The following is a 14,948-nucleotide window of genomic DNA, read 5'->3' on the forward strand; positions in this document are numbered from 1 at the left end:
TCTGGCCGGGCGTCGTTACGACTGGTTGTGCTCCTGATGCTCGTTCAACAGCTGTTCCAGCTCCCGATGCAGCAGCTCTTCGTCACCTACGTTGAGCTCTATCATCCGCTTGAGGTGGGTGGCACTGTCGATGTCGATGTGGTGGCAGTAGAACCCCAGCTTCTTGCTGGCTTCATGGGTTAGCTCGACCTGCATCTTGATCTCGATGTCGCTGCCACTCAGGACAAAACTGAGCTGGTACTCCTTGTTGTCACGGCTCTCCCAATCATCCGGTCGGATTAACAGGGCGCCCTGCAGGGATATGTCGACAAGCTGAGTCTGCCACTTGTGCTCCCCCTGGGTGAGTTCGGCCGTGGTCAAATAGAGGATCCGTGCAAAACGGCGGCGCTCAGACATGCTCATCTCCTAGTTTGGAATCAGCTGGACACAGGGAATCATTGCTCTGAGTGTAATGCACCTTGGCTGCCAGTATCTTGAACTTGCTCCGAAAATAGCAATCAGGCTTGCTGGGCACTGAGGAACTCCACCACATGGAGTGCCTTGACCAGACGATCTTCCTGTTTGAAGCGATCCTCCAGTACCGGACCCAATTCGTTGAGGTCATCATCGAGCAGTAGCAGTTGGGCCTCGTCGGCATCACTGTATTTGTCGTTGAATTCGAGGGCAAACTCGGTAGTGGCACGAATATGGGGATAAATGCGCTTGGCCAGCTCCAGTGTTTCGCCGCTGGCTTGCTCGAAGGCGGTGACGACGTGGTGGTAGATCTCGAAATGGCCCGCGCTGACATAGTCGACTAGGCGGTCGCAAAACTGATGCAGCTCTTCTGTTTTGGGCAGGCTGCGTTGCTTGGTCCGCGCCGGAGTAAGGCCTGCCAGCTGCATGTATCCAACCAGCAACGCTTGCCTTGCATCCAGCCAGTCGTCGATAGCTTTATGCTTGCCTGCCAGCGCCTGCTTGGTCTGTTCCAGTTTCGTCAACATAATCCCTATCCCTCCGTGGGGCAAAGGCTGGCCGATTGTTCGGTATTCCGAGCCGTTTGAGCAGTGACACAACCTATAACTAGGGAAAATCTGGGCAAGCGTCAATAGCCATGGGGGGATAATGTTAAGTGGCGAAGAAATAGTCAGCGGATTGTGTCTGCGTGCTAGCAGGTTTCAGGCCTGCTCACGGTTTTTCGCGTGTGGAATGTGACTATTTCCGCAGATCTTGATGAAAACCCCAGCGTTTGACGCGTTCGGCTCGATAAAGGCTTTGCCTGTGCGTTTTTTTTTGCATAGAGTGACCCAGCGCTAAATGCCCGATCATAAAGGAAATGTTATGAACAAAGCTCAACTTGTCGATGCGATTGCCGCCAAAGCAGATCTGAGCAAAGCTCAGGCCAAAGTGGCTCTGGAAGAGATCATCAATGGTATTACCCAGAGCTTGAAAGAAGGCGATGCTGTGCAACTGGTCGGTTTTGGCACCTTCAAAGTCACCCACCGCGCAGGCCGCACCGGTCGTAACCCGCAAACTGGTAAAGAGATCCAGATTGCTGCTGCCAACGTGCCTTCATTCGTGGCTGGCAAGGCTCTGAAAGACGCCGTCAAGTAAGTCCGAAAGTCTGTTTTGTCCAATGCCAGTCAGCTTGCTGACTGGCATTGTTTTTATGGGATTCTCCCATCCTTCCTGACTTTTCCTTTTGTCGGCCTCGTTGCGGCTGAGGCCTTATGCCGTTTGCGGGTTGGATGGCAGCGGCCAGATCCGCTCATAGGCCCAGGTAAAGACCATGATGTAGACGAGGTAGAAGGCGACGAAGCCGAGATCCAGCATCAGGGCGTCCCACACTCCCAAATCGAGCCAGAACATGACGCAGGGGAGGGAGAGCATCATAAAGCTCGCCTCATAGCCAAACGCGTGCAGGAAGCGGTCCAGTGGTCGCTTGTTAGTGCGTCCGCAAAGTTTGAGCAACCCCTTGTCGAACAACAGGTTCCAGCCGTAGGTCCAGGCGGTGGCGACGATGGAGAAGAAGATGGCCAGTGAACCGACCTCGGCGACGCCCTGACCGAACAGCTGGCTGATCAGCGGTGCGACCAGTGCCAGCCCGATGCCTTCGTAGAGAACCAGATAACGAAGTCGATCGGGGGTGGTGCGTAGTTGGGTACTACTCATGGGGATGTGCCTCCTGTGGGAGGCGCATTCTAATCAGGGAGTGGTTAAAAGAGAAGCATCGGCCCGTCATGACGGGCGTTGAGGGGCATGATGATGCCCCCTCATTTGCGATACGTCTCTATTGCCAACTTGGGCGTTAGCCCTGAGTGGTCAAGTCTGCGACTCAGGCGCCGGTTGGCGTGACCCGGGTCAGCATGGCAAAGCCCTCTTCCACTTGAGTGAGCTCTACCTTGACCTCTCCCAACTCGGCGAGCGAGGCAACATGGGTGCCGCCACAGGGGATGGTGACCTCCTGGCCTTCCAGCGAGCAGTGCCAGTAACGGGAGTCGATGATCGCCTCGCCGGCCCGGCTTCGGCGAATGTCAGCTCCGCTTGCTACCCAGTCGGCCAGTTGTTGGTTGACTTTCTCTTCAATCAGCGCCAGATCTGCCAGCAGCGCCTCGCTGTTGACTCCTTTCTTGCGCAGGCTCTTGCCGATTCGGTACTGCTCCCACGATCCGCAAGGCTCGACCCGCGAGCTTTGAATAGCAAGACGATCGAAGTCGGGCTGGCCCAGTGCATCGCGCTCGCTTACCTCCTTGCGCCAGTAGGGAGTCAGTACTCGATTGAGCGCCAGCGCGGCCAGATGGCAGCCGCTATGGCCCAGACTCAGGGCGTGGCGGGCAGCGCTATCTACTTGCAATTCGACCTGGCTGCCAACGGCTAGCGCGTGGTCACCGGTCATTGGATGGACCACCACGAAACGCCACCCTTCAGCCCCCCGTTTTACCGGAATCGCAGTATCGACAAACAGCTTGCCATCCGGGCTGATAGCCCCCATCCGGCAAGGGCCAATGGCGGCTTCGCCCCCTTCCCAGCGAGCATGGCCCACATCCCCCGGCTGATCGGGCCAGAGGTGGCTCTGGGGATGAAAGGGGGTGAGGTCGGTGACCAGCAGTGTGGTGTCGCCACGCTGACAGCAGACCACGCTGGCTTGCTCCTGATGATGGCCCAGCACGAAGCTGACTCGGGTATGTTCCATGGCAAGGCTCCCGCAACGATAAATGAGAAAAGAAAGCGGCAGCATACGCCAAAGTGCGAAGAGGCTCATTAACCAGAGTTAATGAGCCCCTCTTCTCGGTTTGACGGTTCGCTAGATCATGGCGACCAGCAGGTAGGCGTTGAGCCCGATCACCAGGGCGACGATGAGGCGGCCGACCGCCTGGGTCACCGGGTGGTTGCGATACTCCCCCATCAGGGCGCGATCGCCGGTCAATATCAGCAGCGGGATGAGCGCCAGCGCGATGCCGAAGCTCAGCACCACCTGGCTCAGCACCAGGATCTCGGTGGTGTTGAGGCCCATGGCGATTACCACGAAGGCAGGGGCCATGGTGATGGCGCGGCGCAGCCAGAGCGGGATGGTGAAGCGCACGAAGCCCTGCATCACCACTTGGCCGGCCAGCGTGCCCACCACGGTAGAGCTGATGCCGGAGGCGACCAGCGAGAGGCCGAACAGAGTCGCGGCCGCCTGACCCAGCAGCGGGGTGAGGGTCTGGTAGGCCGACTCCAGCTCGGCTACTTGCTGGTTGCCAGAGCTGTGGAAGGCGGCCGCCGCCATGGCCATCATGGCCAGATTGACGAAGCCGGCGATGGTCATGGCAATCGCCACATCGACCCGGGTGGTGTGCAGCCGCTGGGGGACCGAGCCCTGATCCTGGGTGTGCTGGGTCAGTGCCGAGTGCAGGTAGATAACGTGGGGCATCACGGTGGCGCCGAGCACGCCGGCCGCCAGATAGACGGCGTCACTGTTGGGCAGGCCGGGGAAGAGGGCGCCCTCCAGCAGGCTAGGCAGATGGGGGCGGGAGAACACCAGCTCGACGATGTAGGCCGCCGCCACGAACAGCAGCAGGCCGCCCACCACGAACTCCAGCGGTTTCTGGCCGCGGGATTGCAGCATCAGGATCCCCCAGGTCACCACGGCGGTGATGCAGGCCCCTTCAAGCAAGGTCACGCCAAGCAGCAGCTTGAAGCCGACGGCGGCGCCGATAAATTCGGCGAGATCGGTGGCCATGGCGATGATCTCTGCCTGCACCCAGTAGGCCCAGACCGCCGGTTTCGGCAGTCGGTCGCGGATGTGCTCCGCCAGATTTTTGCCGGTGACGATGCCGAGTTTGGCCGAGAGGGTTTGCACCAGCATGGCCATCAAGTTGGCCCATACCACTACCCAGAGCAACTGGTAGCCAAAGGTAGAGCCCGCCTGAATATTGGTGGCGAAGTTGCCCGGGTCGATATAGCCGATGGCGGCGATAAAGGCAGGCCCGAGCAGGGTCAGTTTGAATTTGCGGGCTGGAATCGTAGTCGTCAGTGCGGGTTGCATGGCATCACCCTCCATAAGGATATGGAGAGAGAATAGATCTAAATGATAATCGTTATCAATTGTTGTTTCTGATGATTTCCATCGGGAAAAACATTTAAGGCGGTCAGTTGCAGTGAGGGATGTGATTTCGTACAATACGCCGCCCTAGAAAAGCAGCGACTAAACACCTTTATGTTCCTTGCCTCCGAGGTCTGGCTGCACCTGGGCGGAGGCTGAATTAATCCGTAAGGAGCTAAAATGCGTCATTACGAAATCGTCTTCATGGTTCATCCGGACCAGAGCGAGCAAGTTCCCGGCATGATCGAGCGTTACACCGGCGCCATCACCACCTCCGGTGGTACCATTCATCGCCTGGAAGATTGGGGCCGTCGTCAGCTGGCTTACCCGATCGACAAACTGCACAAAGCCCACTACGTTCTGATGAACGTAGAAGCAGAGCAAGCCGTTATCGATGAGCTGGAAACCAACTTCCGCTTCAACGATGCCGTTATCCGCAACATGATCATGCGCACCAAGCACGCCGTGACTGAAGTTTCTCCGATGGCCAAGGCCAAAGAAGAGCGCTTCACCCGTCGTGACGACGAGCGCCGCGAAGAAGCTACTGAAGCTGCTTCCGAAGAGTAATTCTGGATCACTGACTAGAGGATAAAGGCCATGGCACGTTATTTCCGTCGTCGTAAGTTCTGCCGCTTCACCGCCGAGAACGTTACCGAGATCGACTACAAAGATATCGTTACTCTGAAAAACTACATCACTGAATCTGGCAAGATCGTACCGAGCCGTATCACCGGTACCCGCGCCAAGTATCAGCGTCAGCTGGCACGCGCCATCAAGCGTGCTCGTTACCTGGCTCTGCTGCCGTACACCGATCTGCACAACAAGTAAGAATCGGCCCGGCACTTAAGCCTAACTCAACGAAATTTATAGAGGAAAGGTAATGCAAGTTATCCTGCTCGACAAAATCGCCAAACTGGGCGGTCTGGGTGACCAAGTTTCCGTGAAATCTGGTTATGCCCGTAACTACCTGATCCCGCAAGGCAAAGCTGTTATGGCCACCAAAGCCAACATCGAAGCTTTCGGTGCTCGTCGCGCTGAGCTGGAAGCCAAACTGGCTGCCAACAAAGCTGCTGCTGAAGAGCGTGCTGCCAAGCTGGCCGAACTGGCTACCGTGGTTATCGCTTCCAAGTCTGGCGACGAAGGCAAGCTGTTCGGTTCCATCGGTACCCGTGACGTGGCTGAAGCCATCACTGCTGCCGGCGTAGCCGTTGCCAAGAGCGAAGTCCGCATGGGCAACGTTCTGCGTAACACCGGTGACTACGAAGTTGCTGTTCAGCTGCACGCTGACGTTAAAGCAACCGTACAGATCCAGGTTGTTGCCCTGTAATAGCGATTCGCTTTTGCAGAAAAAACCCGCGCTCTTGCGCGGGTTTTTTATTTTCCGGCCCGGGGGTAGAGTGAAGGTCTGTTCCACTGGAGGAGATCATTATGGCTTGGGTAGAAGGTCGCGTCATCGAACGCATCGAATGGACACCCACCCTGTTCTCCCTGCGGGTAGCGGCCGAGCTGGTCCCCTACAAGGCAGGCCAATTCACCAAGCTGGCCCTCGAGCAGGGCGATCGCCGCATTCAGCGCGCCTACTCCTTCGTCAATCCCCCCTCTGCGCCATACCACGAGTTCTATCTGGTCGAGATCCCGAGCGGTGAGCTGACTCCGTCCCTTGGCTTGCTGCAAGCGGGCGATACATTGCTGGTGCAATCCCAGGCCACCGGCTTCCTGACGCTGGATGAGGTGCCCGCCGGGCGCGATCTCTGGCTGCTCTCGACTGGCACTGCCATCGGCCCCTTCCTCTCCATGTTGGCAGATGGGGAAGCCTTCAACCGTTTCGAGAATCTGGTGCTGGTGCACGGGGTGCGCAAAGGCGAAGAGCTGAGCTATCAGGATTTGATCGCCAGCTTTGCCGAGCAATATGGCGAGCGTTTTTGCTATGTCCCCTTTGTCAGCCGCGAGCCTTGGCCCGATGCAATGGCAGGGCGGATCCCGGCGACTATCGCCAATGGTCAGCTGCAGGCTAGAGTGGGGTTGGAGTTCTCACCCGAGCTGAGCCAAGTGCTGATCTGCGGCAATCCGGAGATGGTGAAAGAGACCCAGCAAACCTTGCTGGCGCTGGGGTTGGCCAAGAATCTGCGGCGGGCACCGGGCAATATCAGTGCGGAGAATTATTGGTAAAACAATCAGCACAGGGGCGCCAGGCCCCTGCTGGATAAGGAAAGGGGGGGTCAGTTTTTCTTGCCGTTACCCTTGTTTTTATCCTTCTGTTTGTCGTGACCCTGTCCCGGGTTATTGCCGCTGTGGATGCTGCGGTTGTAGTGATCCCGGTACTTGCCATCCATCTTGTCGCAGTTGAGTTTGATCCGGCTGTCGCCAATGCCAAGATCCAGACAGTTGTCTTGCCACCAGTCGTACTCCTTGTCATCCCAGTCGAGATTGATCTTGATGTCATCACCGGAGATCTTGATGCCATCGCTATTTTTGCTTGGCGGTGCCGCAACCGCGATGCCGTGCGCCATGAGCAGGGAAAGCAGCAGGGCGCCGCGTCGGATAACGGGGTTGTGTTTAGCTTGGGTCATCGCAAGGGTACTCCTGTTGTTACTGGTCGCTCTGCGAGTTGGCAGGGACCTGGTTGGTTTTCGGTGGCTGGTTGCGATTCTCTTCATCTTCCAGATTGAATTTGACCGCCTTGCAGTCGACGGTGGAGGTCTCCCCGATATCCAGAGTGAGGCAGTCGTTCTGGGTCCAGCCGAACTGTTTGTCATCCCAGTCCAGATTGAATTTAAGCTCATCGACGGAAAATTCGGTGCCACCGCTCTCTGGATATTGCTGTGTCGCAGCGGCGCCGCCGGTAACCAGAAGAAGGGAGAGTAGCAAGGTGGTCGTACTGTTCATGATGGCCTCGGATAATTGCAACGGTGGATGAGTGTACGGATCTGGGCTGAACCCGGGCGGAATCGCACCTCATCTCACCACATGATCAAGTCAGGGAGGAATTGTATCGCTTTTCTGCTGCCGATTTGTCCGTTTTGGTCGCACTCTGGGCAGCTGGTTGCCAATCTGAAGGAATTCAGTCATTTGCCCTTCTCTGTGCGAGTCTGGCGACTATAATCGGCAGCCAACTTTTCCTGCACAGCACACCCCTTCATCATGACCACACAGGACTCCTCCACACAGCGCTACCCCAAGGGGTGGTTCGCTCTGACGACGGTATACAGTTTTACCGGATTGGCCATTCTGGCCTCCATTATCTTCTCCCTGCTGCTGTTCCTCTCCATCGATGACAACCCGCTGATGAAGTGGCTGTTCGGCGGCTTGGCCATCATCTTCGAGCTGGGCAAGTTTTACGTCTGGTACGAGTACGGCGAGCGCAAGGCGCGGCGGGATTTGAGTGGTGCTCTCTGGTCGCTGCTGTTTTACAGCGTGCTGGCGGCCATATCCATCGGCGGCAGTATCGGTGGCATCAACAGCGCCACCAATACGGTGTTGAGCCAGCAGGCGCGCCACGAGCGGGAGCTTGCCCGTTTCGACGAGCAGATCGCCAGCATCGAGCGGCAGATCCAGCTCAACGAGGAGGCGGCCCGCAAATATATCGAGCTGGAGCGCATCTCCAGTGGCGTCTCCTCGTTGCAGCACGCCAACACCAAGCTGCGCTTGCAGCAGGATGAGCTGCGTCAGCAGCGCGATGCCAAGCCGGTCAACGAACAATCCTCCATGCTGGGGCTGATGAGCAGTCTGGCGGACGGGGTAGGGATGAGCATCAGTCAGGTGCAGTTCCTGCTGGTCTGCTTCCTCTCGGTGCTGCTCGACGTGTTCGGTGCCTTTTTCGTCAGCCTGATCGGCGAGGAGAACCGCTTTCGCCGGATGTGGCGCTGGCAGCAGGATCAAGCTCGCAGAGAGGCGCAGGAGGCGTTGGCGATGGCAGCCCAGCCTGAGCCCATGCTGCCGCCCGAGCCCGCCCCCGAGGTGCTGGCGCAGGTGCGCGGTGCGCTGGTGAGCGGTGAGCTCAAGTGCAGCAAGCGCTCGGTGGCACAGGCTTTGTCACTCTCGCTGGAGGAGGTGGATCGTGTGTTCCACCATCTGCTGTCGCAAGGGGTGCTGGGGCAGGGGAGCAATCGACACTACTACCTAAATCCGGCGCTGGAGCAGCAACCCGGATAGTGAGAAGGCCACCGGAACGCGGTGGCCTTTTTCGTTATCGAGTGGCTGTGGCACTCAGTGAGTCAGCACCATCATCAAGCTGAGGAAGGCGGCCAGTCCGCCACCGATGCCGATGATCCAGTAAAACCCCTTGGCCCCCTGTTTGAGCGGGATGCGGAAGTAGAGCAGAAATGCCCACCACCCCAGTGCCAGCAACAGAGGAATAAGAAACATTCGAGCCATGGTGTCCTCGCTGTTATTCTGTTGACCCTTGATCAATCAACAGGATGGATTGTGCAATGACGCAACTACAGATTACCGCATTCGGTGACCCCTCGGTACTCAAGCTCAACCCTTCCCTCGATAAGGTGCCAGCCGATGGCGAAATGCGGGTACGCATCTGCTTTGCGGGGGTCAATCCCATCGATGCCAAAACCCGCGCCGGTCTTGGCTGGGCGGCGGCCCAGAACAAGGACAAGCTGCCCTGGACACCGGGTTATGACATCTCCGGCGTGGTGGAGAAGATAGGCCCCGGCGTGACCTCACTGGTCGAGGGGGATCTGGTGTGCGGCATGGTCGGTTTTCCCCTCGCTGCCGGTGGCTACGGGGAGTCTGTGGTGGCAAGCGAAGGCGAGCTGGTCAAGCTCGACGGAGTGAGCCTGCAGCAGGGGGCGGCGCTGCCGCTGGCCGGTCTCACCGCCTGGCAGGGGCTGCTTGAGCACGGCGGCCTCCAGAGCGGTCAGCGGGTCTTGATCCTCGCCGGTGCCGGTGGCGTCGGCCATCTGGCGGTGCAGTTTGCCAGCGCTTATGGCGCCGAGGTGGTGGCCACCGCCAGCCCCGACAACCATGGCTTCCTGCACGCACTGGGGGCGCGCTGGATGGTGGATTACCATGATGCGAACTGGCCAGCACAGGTGGTGGCAGAGGCCAGTCAGGTCGATCTGGTGCTGGATCTGGTGGGCGGCGAGAGCGGCAAGGCGGCGCTGGCCTGCGTCAAACCGGGTGGCCGCCTGGTGACTGTGCCTACCATTACCGCCCAGCAGATCAAGGATGCTGGGGCTGCGGCGGGTATCGAGGTGGTCGGCATGCTGGTTCACCCCGACCAGAAGCAGCTGGGTCAGATGTTGATGCTGCTGCGTCAGGGGGAGGTGAAGGTCACCCTCGCCGGTGAGTTCGCTCTGGCTGAGGGGGCGCTGGCCCATCAGGCCATCGAAGGGGGCCATGTACGCGGCAAGCTGCTGCTGCGCATGCCTGCGGCCGATGGCTATCCCGGATGAGCGAGATGATGGAGATGGGGCTGGGGTGGCTCTTTTTAAGTGCATTCACCTCCGCCACCCTGCTGCCCGGCAGCTCGGAAGTGCTGCTGGGGGCCATGGCGGCCAAGGGGGAGTGGAGCATGGCTAGCCTGCTGCTGTGGGCGACGCTGGGCAATACCCTCGGTTCCATGACTACCTGGTGGCTCGGCTGGCTCGCCACCTTCAAGAAAAAACCGGAAGATTTTCAAGGCCGTGGGGAACAAAAAGCCTTAGGCTGGCTCAAACAACATGGTCACTGGTGTCTGCTGCTTGCCTGGACGCCGGTGGTCGGTGATGGTCTCTGTCTGTTGGCCGGTTGGCTGCGCCTCTCCTTCTGGCGCTCTCTCATTTTGATCGGGCTCGGCAAATTGTTCCGTTATGCCCTGGTTTTTCTGCTGGCCAGTCACATTTTCTAGCCTGTTTTTGTCACTCACGAGGTTACCGTGAACAAAGTCATACCTTTAACGATTCTGCTGGGCTTCACCCTGCCGGTGCTGGCGGCACCGACCCTGATCGCCGAACAGGGCAAGGAGGAGGGCAAGCTCGCCATCCCCTACCAGATGTACAAGCTGGACAACGGCCTGACCGTGATCCTGGCTCCCGACCGCTCCGATCCGCTGGTGCACCTCGATGTGACCTATCACGTCGGTTCATCCCGCGAGACGGTCGGCAAGTCCGGTTTCGCCCACTTCTTCGAGCACATGATGTTCCAGGGCTCCAAGCACGTCGGTGATCAGGAGCATATGCGGATCATCAACGAGGCCGGTGGTGACATGAACGGCACCACCAACAAGGACCGCACCAACTACTATGAAACTGTGCCTGCCAACCAGCTGGAAAAAGTGCTCTGGCTGGAGGCGGATCGGATGGGCTTCCTGCTCGATGCGGTGAGCCAGAAGAAGTTCGAGATCCAGCGCGCCACCGTCAAGAACGAACGGGCCCAGCGGGTCGACAACCAGCCGTACGGGCTGGTGAGCGAGAAGGTGGGGGAGGCTCTCTATCCGCGCACTCACCCCTACTCCTGGCAGCCTATCGGTTACGTGGAAGATCTCGACCGGGTCGATGTGAACGACCTCAAGCAGTTCTTCCTGCGCTGGTATGGCCCCAACAACGCCACCCTGACTCTGGGCGGCGACTTTGACAGCAAGCAGGCCCTCGAGTGGATCGAGAAGTACTTCGGCTCCATCCCGCGCGGCCCGGACGTGGCCGAGCCGGCGCCAAAGCCGGTGACCCTGCCCGAGACCCGCTACGTGACGCTGCAGGACAAGGTGCACCTGCCGCTGCTCTATATCAGTTACCCCACTGTCTCCCTTGGTGACCCGCAGGAGCCGGCGCTCGACATGTTTGCCGACGTACTCGGCGGTTCCGCCAGCTCCATGCTCTACCAGTCGCTGGTGAAAACCGGCAAGGCGATCGATGTGGGGGCGTCCCACTACTGCGAAGAGCTGGCCTGTACTCTGACCGTCTACGCCTATCCCAATCCGTCGCAGGATGGCAGCCTCAAGACCCTCAAGGGGGAGGTGGACAAGGTGATCGGCGAGTTCGCCCAGCGCGGCCTCAAACCGGAAGATCTGGAGAAGGCGATCGCCAAGTACCGTGCCTCCGCCATCTGGGGTCTGGACAGCGTCTCCGGCAAGGTGAGCCAGCTCGCCATGGGTCAGGTGTTTGCCCAGGATCCCAACTATGTGTTCAAGACTCTCGATGCCATCGGCAAGGTGACACCTGAGCAGGTGAAGGCGGCCTACGACAAGTTCATCGCCGACAAGCCTGCGGTGGTGCTGAGCGTGGTGCCCAAGGGCAAGACCGAGTGGCAGGTTGCCACCCCGAACTTTACCCCCGCCAAGCGCGAGCTGCCGGATTACAGCAAGCATGACGAAGCGCTGGCCGAACGACCGGTAAAAGACAATTTCGATCGCAGCGTGCAGCCCAAGGCGAGCGAGGCGGTGAGCGTCAAGGTGCCCGCCATTTGGCACGGCAAGCTCGACAAGAACATCGAGATCATTGGCACCAAGAGTGACGAGATCCCGGCCGTCTCCATCATGATCGCCCTGCCGGGCGGCATTCGTGCCGAAGATAAGGGGCAACTGGGGTTGGCCAATCTGACCGCCGCCATGATGGGGCAGGGCACGGTGCGCCTGACCGAGGCTCAGCTCAGCGACGAGCTGCAAAAGCTGGGCTCAAGCATTGATGTCTCCAGCGCCCAGTACAACAACCTCATCACCGTCAGCTCGCTGGCGGACAAGTTGCCCCAGACCCTGGCGCTGGTGCGCGAGGTACTGGAGCGCCCGGGCATGCGGGAGGCTGACTTCGAGCGGGTCAAGGCGCAGCTGCTGCAAGGGATGCAACAGGCCCAGCAGCAGCCCGAGTGGCTGGCCGGACAGGCGTTCCGCGAGCTGGTCTACGGCAAGCAGAACCGCCTCGGTCAACCTACCGACGGGGTAGCGGCTGATGTGGCCAAGCTGACCCTGGCGGACGTGAAGCACTTCTATCAGGCCTACTACAACCCCACCAACGCCAAAGTGGTGGTGGTCGGTGATGTGGGCCAGAAGCAGATCGAGGAGCAACTTGGCTTCCTGACAGAGTGGAAGGGGGCCACGCCAACCCTGGGAGATCTCAAGCTCAAGGGTGAGCAGGCCAAGCCGGGCATCTATCTGGTCGACAAGCCGGGGGCGCCCCAGTCGGTGATCCGCATCGGCCGTCGCGCCATGCCGTTTGATACCACGGGGGATTACTTCACCGCCGGGCTGATGAACTTCAACCTGGGTGGCAACTTCAACAGCCGCATCAACCTCAACCTGCGGGAAGACAAGGGTTACACCTATGGCGCCAGCTCGGGCTTCTCCGCCAACCGCGAGGTGGGCACCTTCGCCACAGGCGCCAATGTGCGGGCCGATGCGACTGTGGATGCCATCCGCCAGTTCCTCAAGGAGATGGACAACTACCGCAAGAGCGGCCCGACCCCGGTCGAGCTGGCCTATATGCGCAGCGCGGTTTCCCAGCAGGATGCCCTCTCTTACGAGACCTTGGGCCAGAAGGCGGGCTTCCTGCTGCAGATGGTGATGTATGACCTGAAACCGGACTATGTGCAGGCCCAGAACAACCTGATCAAAACGGTGTCGCCCGAGGCGCTGAAGGCCAGTGCCGCCCGTTGGCTCAATCCGGCCGACATGGTGATCGTGGTGGTGGGAGACAAGCAAAAGCTTGAAAAACCCCTGAAGGAGCTTCATCTTCCCATCTATCCGCTGCAGTTGCCGTAACTGACGCTTTATAAAAATCAAGAGCCGCCCCGGATGGGGCGGCCTCACATGAGCCGTGAATATGACTACAACAAGCTTGTCGCTCACCGAGTTGCTGAATGCGTTGGGATCACCGGAGCGCCTCACCGCGCTCAAGGGGATCCGGCGCGGGATCGAACGTGAATGCCTGCGCATCACGCCGGATGGCCGGCTCGCCCAGAGTGACCATCCCCGGGCGCTGGGCTCGGCCCTGACCCATCCCAATATCACCACCGACTACTCGGAGAGCCTGCTGGAGTTCATTACCCCGGCCACCGACTCCATCGACAGCCTGATGGAGCAGCTCGGCGACATCCATCACCATGTGATTCAGCATCTGGGTGACGAGCGGATTTGGCCGCTCTCCATGCCCTGCTTCGTCGGCGGGGAAGAGAGCATCCGGCTGGCCCAGTACGGCAGCTCCAATATCGGCCGGATGAAGACCCTCTACCGTCAGGGTTTGAAGAACCGCTACGGCAGCCTGATGCAGGTGATCGCCGGGGTGCACTTCAACTTCTCCATGCCGGACAGCTTCTGGAGCGAGTGGCAGGAACTGGAGTGCGTCGGTTGTTGCAGCCAGCGCTTTATCTCCGACAAGTACATGGGGCTTATTCGTAACGTCTACCGTTTCGGTTGGTTGGTCCCCTATCTGTTTGGCGCCTCTCCGGCCATCTGCGAATCCTTCCTCAAAGGGCGCAAGAGCAACCTGCCGTTCGAGAAGACCGGCAAGGGTACCCTCTATCTGCCTTACGCTACCGCGCTGCGTCTCTCCGATCTGGGCTATACCAACAGCGTCCAGGCGGGGCTCAAGATTAGCCACGACAGCCTGCCGGCCTATGTCAGCAGCCTGCGCCGGGCGATCAATACCCACAATCCCGACTTTGCCAAGATCGGGGTCAAGGTGGATGGGGAGTATCGTCAGCTCAACGACAACGTGTTGCAGCTGGAGAACGAGCTCTACGCTCCAATCCGTCCCAAGCGCACCCCGCGCAGCGGCGAGAAGCCCTCGGATGCGCTGGATCAGCGCGGCATCGAATACATCGAGCTGCGCACCGTAGACGTCAACCCCTTCACCCCGCTCGGTATCGATGCCGACCAGATCCGCTTCTTCGATCTGTTCCTGGTCTGGTGCTTGTTGCGCCCCTCTCCGGTGCTGAGTGACGAGGAGATTGCCCGCAACCGCCGCAACCAGAACAAGGTGGTGCTGGAAGGGCGCCGTCCCGGCCTGATGCTTGAAGATGAGCAGGGCAATGCCATTGGCCTCAAAGAGTACGGCCTCAAGCTGTTCGACGAGCTGGCTCAGGTGGCCGAATTGCTGGATCGCTGCTGCGGCCGTAACCACTATCGCAAAACGCTGGCAATGCACCGTGAGAAGCTGCTCAATCCGGATTTGACCTACTCCGCCCGCATGCTCAAGGAGCTGCTGGAGAGTGGCAAGGATAACGGCTGTTACGGCGACAAGCTGGCGACCCGCTATCGCGAGGAGCTGCTGGCAGGGGAACTGCAGTACTGGGATGAGGCCTACTTTGCCGGTGAGGCGAAGGATTCCCTGGCCAAACAACGGGAGCGCGAGCGCAGCGACAGCCTGTCATTCGATGACTTCCTGGCCGACTACTTCGGTACCAGTACCACCACGGCCTGAAGGCGGGTTCGTACCAACCAAAGTGCCAACGAAAAGCCGCTCGA

At 59.3% G+C, this 14,948-nt stretch carries 18 protein-coding genes; 10 read left to right on the forward strand and 8 right to left on the reverse strand.

All coding sequences use genetic code 11. The features are described from left to right. Positions 1-15 precede the first annotated feature (15 nt). Entirely contained in the window at positions 16-396 is a 381-nt protein-coding gene (locus G5306_RS17470) for a PilZ domain-containing protein (RefSeq protein WP_216952871.1), read from the reverse strand. A 101-nt stretch (positions 397-497) separates the two neighbouring features. Further along, positions 498-980 (reverse strand): sigma D regulator, encoded by a 483-nt coding sequence (rsd, locus tag G5306_RS17475; RefSeq protein ID WP_216952872.1) that lies wholly within the window; start codon positions 978-980, stop codon positions 498-500. A gap of 337 nt (positions 981-1,317) precedes the next feature. On the opposite strand from rsd, the gene hupA reads away from it, so the two are divergent. Beyond that, positions 1,318-1,590, forward strand: coding sequence for a nucleoid-associated protein HU-alpha (gene hupA, locus G5306_RS17480; RefSeq protein ID WP_005340484.1), 273 nt, complete (start codon positions 1,318-1,320; stop codon positions 1,588-1,590). Between the two features lie 114 nt (positions 1,591-1,704). Here hupA and G5306_RS17485 read toward each other — a convergent pair whose 3' ends face one another. The 3 genes from G5306_RS17485 to G5306_RS17495 form a co-directional block, all read right to left on the reverse strand. Next, positions 1,705-2,148, reverse strand: coding sequence for a PACE efflux transporter (locus tag G5306_RS17485; protein WP_005358045.1), 444 nt, complete (start codon positions 2,146-2,148; stop codon positions 1,705-1,707). Between the two features lie 163 nt (positions 2,149-2,311). Further along, the gene (locus G5306_RS17490; protein WP_227341919.1) at positions 2,312-3,169 is read right to left on the reverse strand and encodes a hypothetical protein; all 858 of its coding nucleotides are present in this window, start codon (positions 3,167-3,169) and stop codon (positions 2,312-2,314) included. A gap of 111 nt (positions 3,170-3,280) precedes the next feature. Beyond that, a complete protein-coding gene (locus tag G5306_RS17495; protein ID WP_227341920.1) occupies positions 3,281-4,504 on the reverse strand; it encodes an Nramp family divalent metal transporter in 1,224 nt (407 codons plus the stop codon). A 237-nt stretch (positions 4,505-4,741) separates the two neighbouring features. Between G5306_RS17495 and rpsF the strand changes: the two genes are divergently transcribed. The 4 genes from rpsF to G5306_RS17515 all read left to right on the forward strand — a co-directional run bounded on the left by rpsF (position 4,742) and on the right by G5306_RS17515 (position 6,730). Continuing rightward, positions 4,742-5,128 carry a 30S ribosomal protein S6 gene (gene rpsF, locus G5306_RS17500; protein WP_005308887.1) on the forward strand — a complete coding sequence of 129 codons (387 nt, stop codon included), beginning with the start codon at positions 4,742-4,744 and terminating at the stop codon, positions 5,126-5,128. 30 nt (positions 5,129-5,158) lie between these two features. Continuing rightward, positions 5,159-5,389, forward strand: coding sequence for a 30S ribosomal protein S18 (gene rpsR, locus G5306_RS17505; protein ID WP_005308890.1), 231 nt, complete (start codon positions 5,159-5,161; stop codon positions 5,387-5,389). Positions 5,390-5,441: 52 nt separating this feature from the next. Further along, on the forward strand, positions 5,442-5,888 hold the full coding sequence (gene rplI, locus G5306_RS17510) for a 50S ribosomal protein L9 (protein ID WP_005340490.1): 447 nt from the start codon (positions 5,442-5,444) through the stop codon (positions 5,886-5,888). 101 nt (positions 5,889-5,989) lie between these two features. Next, complete coding sequence (locus tag G5306_RS17515; RefSeq protein ID WP_421206095.1) at positions 5,990-6,730, forward strand: ferredoxin--NADP reductase; 741 nt, start codon at positions 5,990-5,992, stop codon at positions 6,728-6,730. Positions 6,731-6,780: 50 nt separating this feature from the next. Here the strand turns inward: G5306_RS17515 and G5306_RS17520 are convergent, their stop codons facing one another. Both G5306_RS17520 and G5306_RS17525 read right to left on the reverse strand, forming a co-directional pair. After that, positions 6,781-7,131 carry a hypothetical protein gene (locus G5306_RS17520; protein WP_042053367.1) on the reverse strand — a complete coding sequence of 117 codons (351 nt, stop codon included), beginning with the start codon at positions 7,129-7,131 and terminating at the stop codon, positions 6,781-6,783. Between the two features lie 19 nt (positions 7,132-7,150). Next, the gene (locus G5306_RS17525; RefSeq protein ID WP_139494910.1) at positions 7,151-7,447 is read right to left on the reverse strand and encodes a hypothetical protein; all 297 of its coding nucleotides are present in this window, start codon (positions 7,445-7,447) and stop codon (positions 7,151-7,153) included. A 255-nt stretch (positions 7,448-7,702) separates the two neighbouring features. Between G5306_RS17525 and G5306_RS17530 the strand changes: the two genes are divergently transcribed. Further along, entirely contained in the window at positions 7,703-8,713 is a 1,011-nt protein-coding gene (locus G5306_RS17530) for a Preprotein translocase subunit SecY (protein WP_158114319.1), read from the forward strand. Positions 8,714-8,767: 54 nt separating this feature from the next. Here G5306_RS17530 and G5306_RS17535 read toward each other — a convergent pair whose 3' ends face one another. Then, the gene (locus G5306_RS17535) at positions 8,768-8,935 is read right to left on the reverse strand and encodes a hypothetical protein (protein WP_005308905.1); all 168 of its coding nucleotides are present in this window, start codon (positions 8,933-8,935) and stop codon (positions 8,768-8,770) included. Between the two features lie 56 nt (positions 8,936-8,991). Between G5306_RS17535 and G5306_RS17540 the strand changes: the two genes are divergently transcribed. The 4 genes from G5306_RS17540 to gshA all read left to right on the forward strand — a co-directional run bounded on the left by G5306_RS17540 (position 8,992) and on the right by gshA (position 14,904). After that, entirely contained in the window at positions 8,992-9,969 is a 978-nt protein-coding gene (locus tag G5306_RS17540; RefSeq protein WP_421313299.1) for an NADP-dependent oxidoreductase, read from the forward strand. Continuing rightward, a complete protein-coding gene (locus G5306_RS17545; protein ID WP_005348990.1) occupies positions 9,966-10,403 on the forward strand; it encodes a YqaA family protein in 438 nt (145 codons plus the stop codon). Before G5306_RS17540 ends, G5306_RS17545 begins: the two co-directional genes overlap by 4 nt. 27 nt (positions 10,404-10,430) lie before the next feature. Continuing rightward, positions 10,431-13,244 (forward strand): M16 family metallopeptidase, encoded by a 2,814-nt coding sequence (locus G5306_RS17550; protein ID WP_421313301.1) that lies wholly within the window; start codon positions 10,431-10,433, stop codon positions 13,242-13,244. A gap of 61 nt (positions 13,245-13,305) precedes the next feature. Then, entirely contained in the window at positions 13,306-14,904 is a 1,599-nt protein-coding gene (gshA, locus tag G5306_RS17555; RefSeq protein WP_421313303.1) for a glutamate--cysteine ligase, read from the forward strand. The last annotated feature ends 44 nt before the right edge of the window (positions 14,905-14,948 follow it).

Origin of the sequence: Aeromonas sp. 603404 (genome assembly GCF_049171775.1) — a bacterium.
Classification (GTDB): domain Bacteria; phylum Pseudomonadota; class Gammaproteobacteria; order Enterobacterales; family Aeromonadaceae; genus Aeromonas; species Aeromonas veronii_A.

Excerpts from the sequence above, each read along its gene's own strand:
- G5306_RS17470 (WP_216952871.1), bottom strand. The coding sequence starts at position 396 with ATGTCTGAGCGCCGCCGTTTTGCACGGATCCTCTATTTGACCACGGCC.
- rsd (WP_216952872.1), bottom strand. The coding sequence starts at position 980 with ATGTTGACGAAACTGGAACAGACCAAGCAGGCGCTGGCAGGCAAGCAT.
- hupA (WP_005340484.1), top strand. The coding sequence starts at position 1,318 with ATGAACAAAGCTCAACTTGTCGATGCGATTGCCGCCAAAGCAGATCTG.
- G5306_RS17485 (WP_005358045.1), bottom strand. The coding sequence starts at position 2,148 with ATGAGTAGTACCCAACTACGCACCACCCCCGATCGACTTCGTTATCTG.
- G5306_RS17490 (WP_227341919.1), bottom strand. The coding sequence starts at position 3,169 with ATGGAACATACCCGAGTCAGCTTCGTGCTGGGCCATCATCAGGAGCAA.
- G5306_RS17495 (WP_227341920.1), bottom strand. The coding sequence starts at position 4,504 with ATGCAACCCGCACTGACGACTACGATTCCAGCCCGCAAATTCAAACTG.
- rpsF (WP_005308887.1), top strand. The coding sequence starts at position 4,742 with ATGCGTCATTACGAAATCGTCTTCATGGTTCATCCGGACCAGAGCGAG.
- rpsR (WP_005308890.1), top strand. The coding sequence starts at position 5,159 with ATGGCACGTTATTTCCGTCGTCGTAAGTTCTGCCGCTTCACCGCCGAG.
- rplI (WP_005340490.1), top strand. The coding sequence starts at position 5,442 with ATGCAAGTTATCCTGCTCGACAAAATCGCCAAACTGGGCGGTCTGGGT.
- G5306_RS17515 (WP_421206095.1), top strand. The coding sequence starts at position 5,990 with ATGGCTTGGGTAGAAGGTCGCGTCATCGAACGCATCGAATGGACACCC.
- G5306_RS17520 (WP_042053367.1), bottom strand. The coding sequence starts at position 7,131 with ATGACCCAAGCTAAACACAACCCCGTTATCCGACGCGGCGCCCTGCTG.
- G5306_RS17525 (WP_139494910.1), bottom strand. The coding sequence starts at position 7,447 with ATGAACAGTACGACCACCTTGCTACTCTCCCTTCTTCTGGTTACCGGC.
- G5306_RS17530 (WP_158114319.1), top strand. The coding sequence starts at position 7,703 with ATGACCACACAGGACTCCTCCACACAGCGCTACCCCAAGGGGTGGTTC.
- G5306_RS17535 (WP_005308905.1), bottom strand. The coding sequence starts at position 8,935 with ATGGCTCGAATGTTTCTTATTCCTCTGTTGCTGGCACTGGGGTGGTGG.
- G5306_RS17540 (WP_421313299.1), top strand. The coding sequence starts at position 8,992 with ATGACGCAACTACAGATTACCGCATTCGGTGACCCCTCGGTACTCAAG.
- G5306_RS17545 (WP_005348990.1), top strand. The coding sequence starts at position 9,966 with ATGAGCGAGATGATGGAGATGGGGCTGGGGTGGCTCTTTTTAAGTGCA.
- gshA (WP_421313303.1), top strand. The coding sequence starts at position 13,306 with ATGACTACAACAAGCTTGTCGCTCACCGAGTTGCTGAATGCGTTGGGA.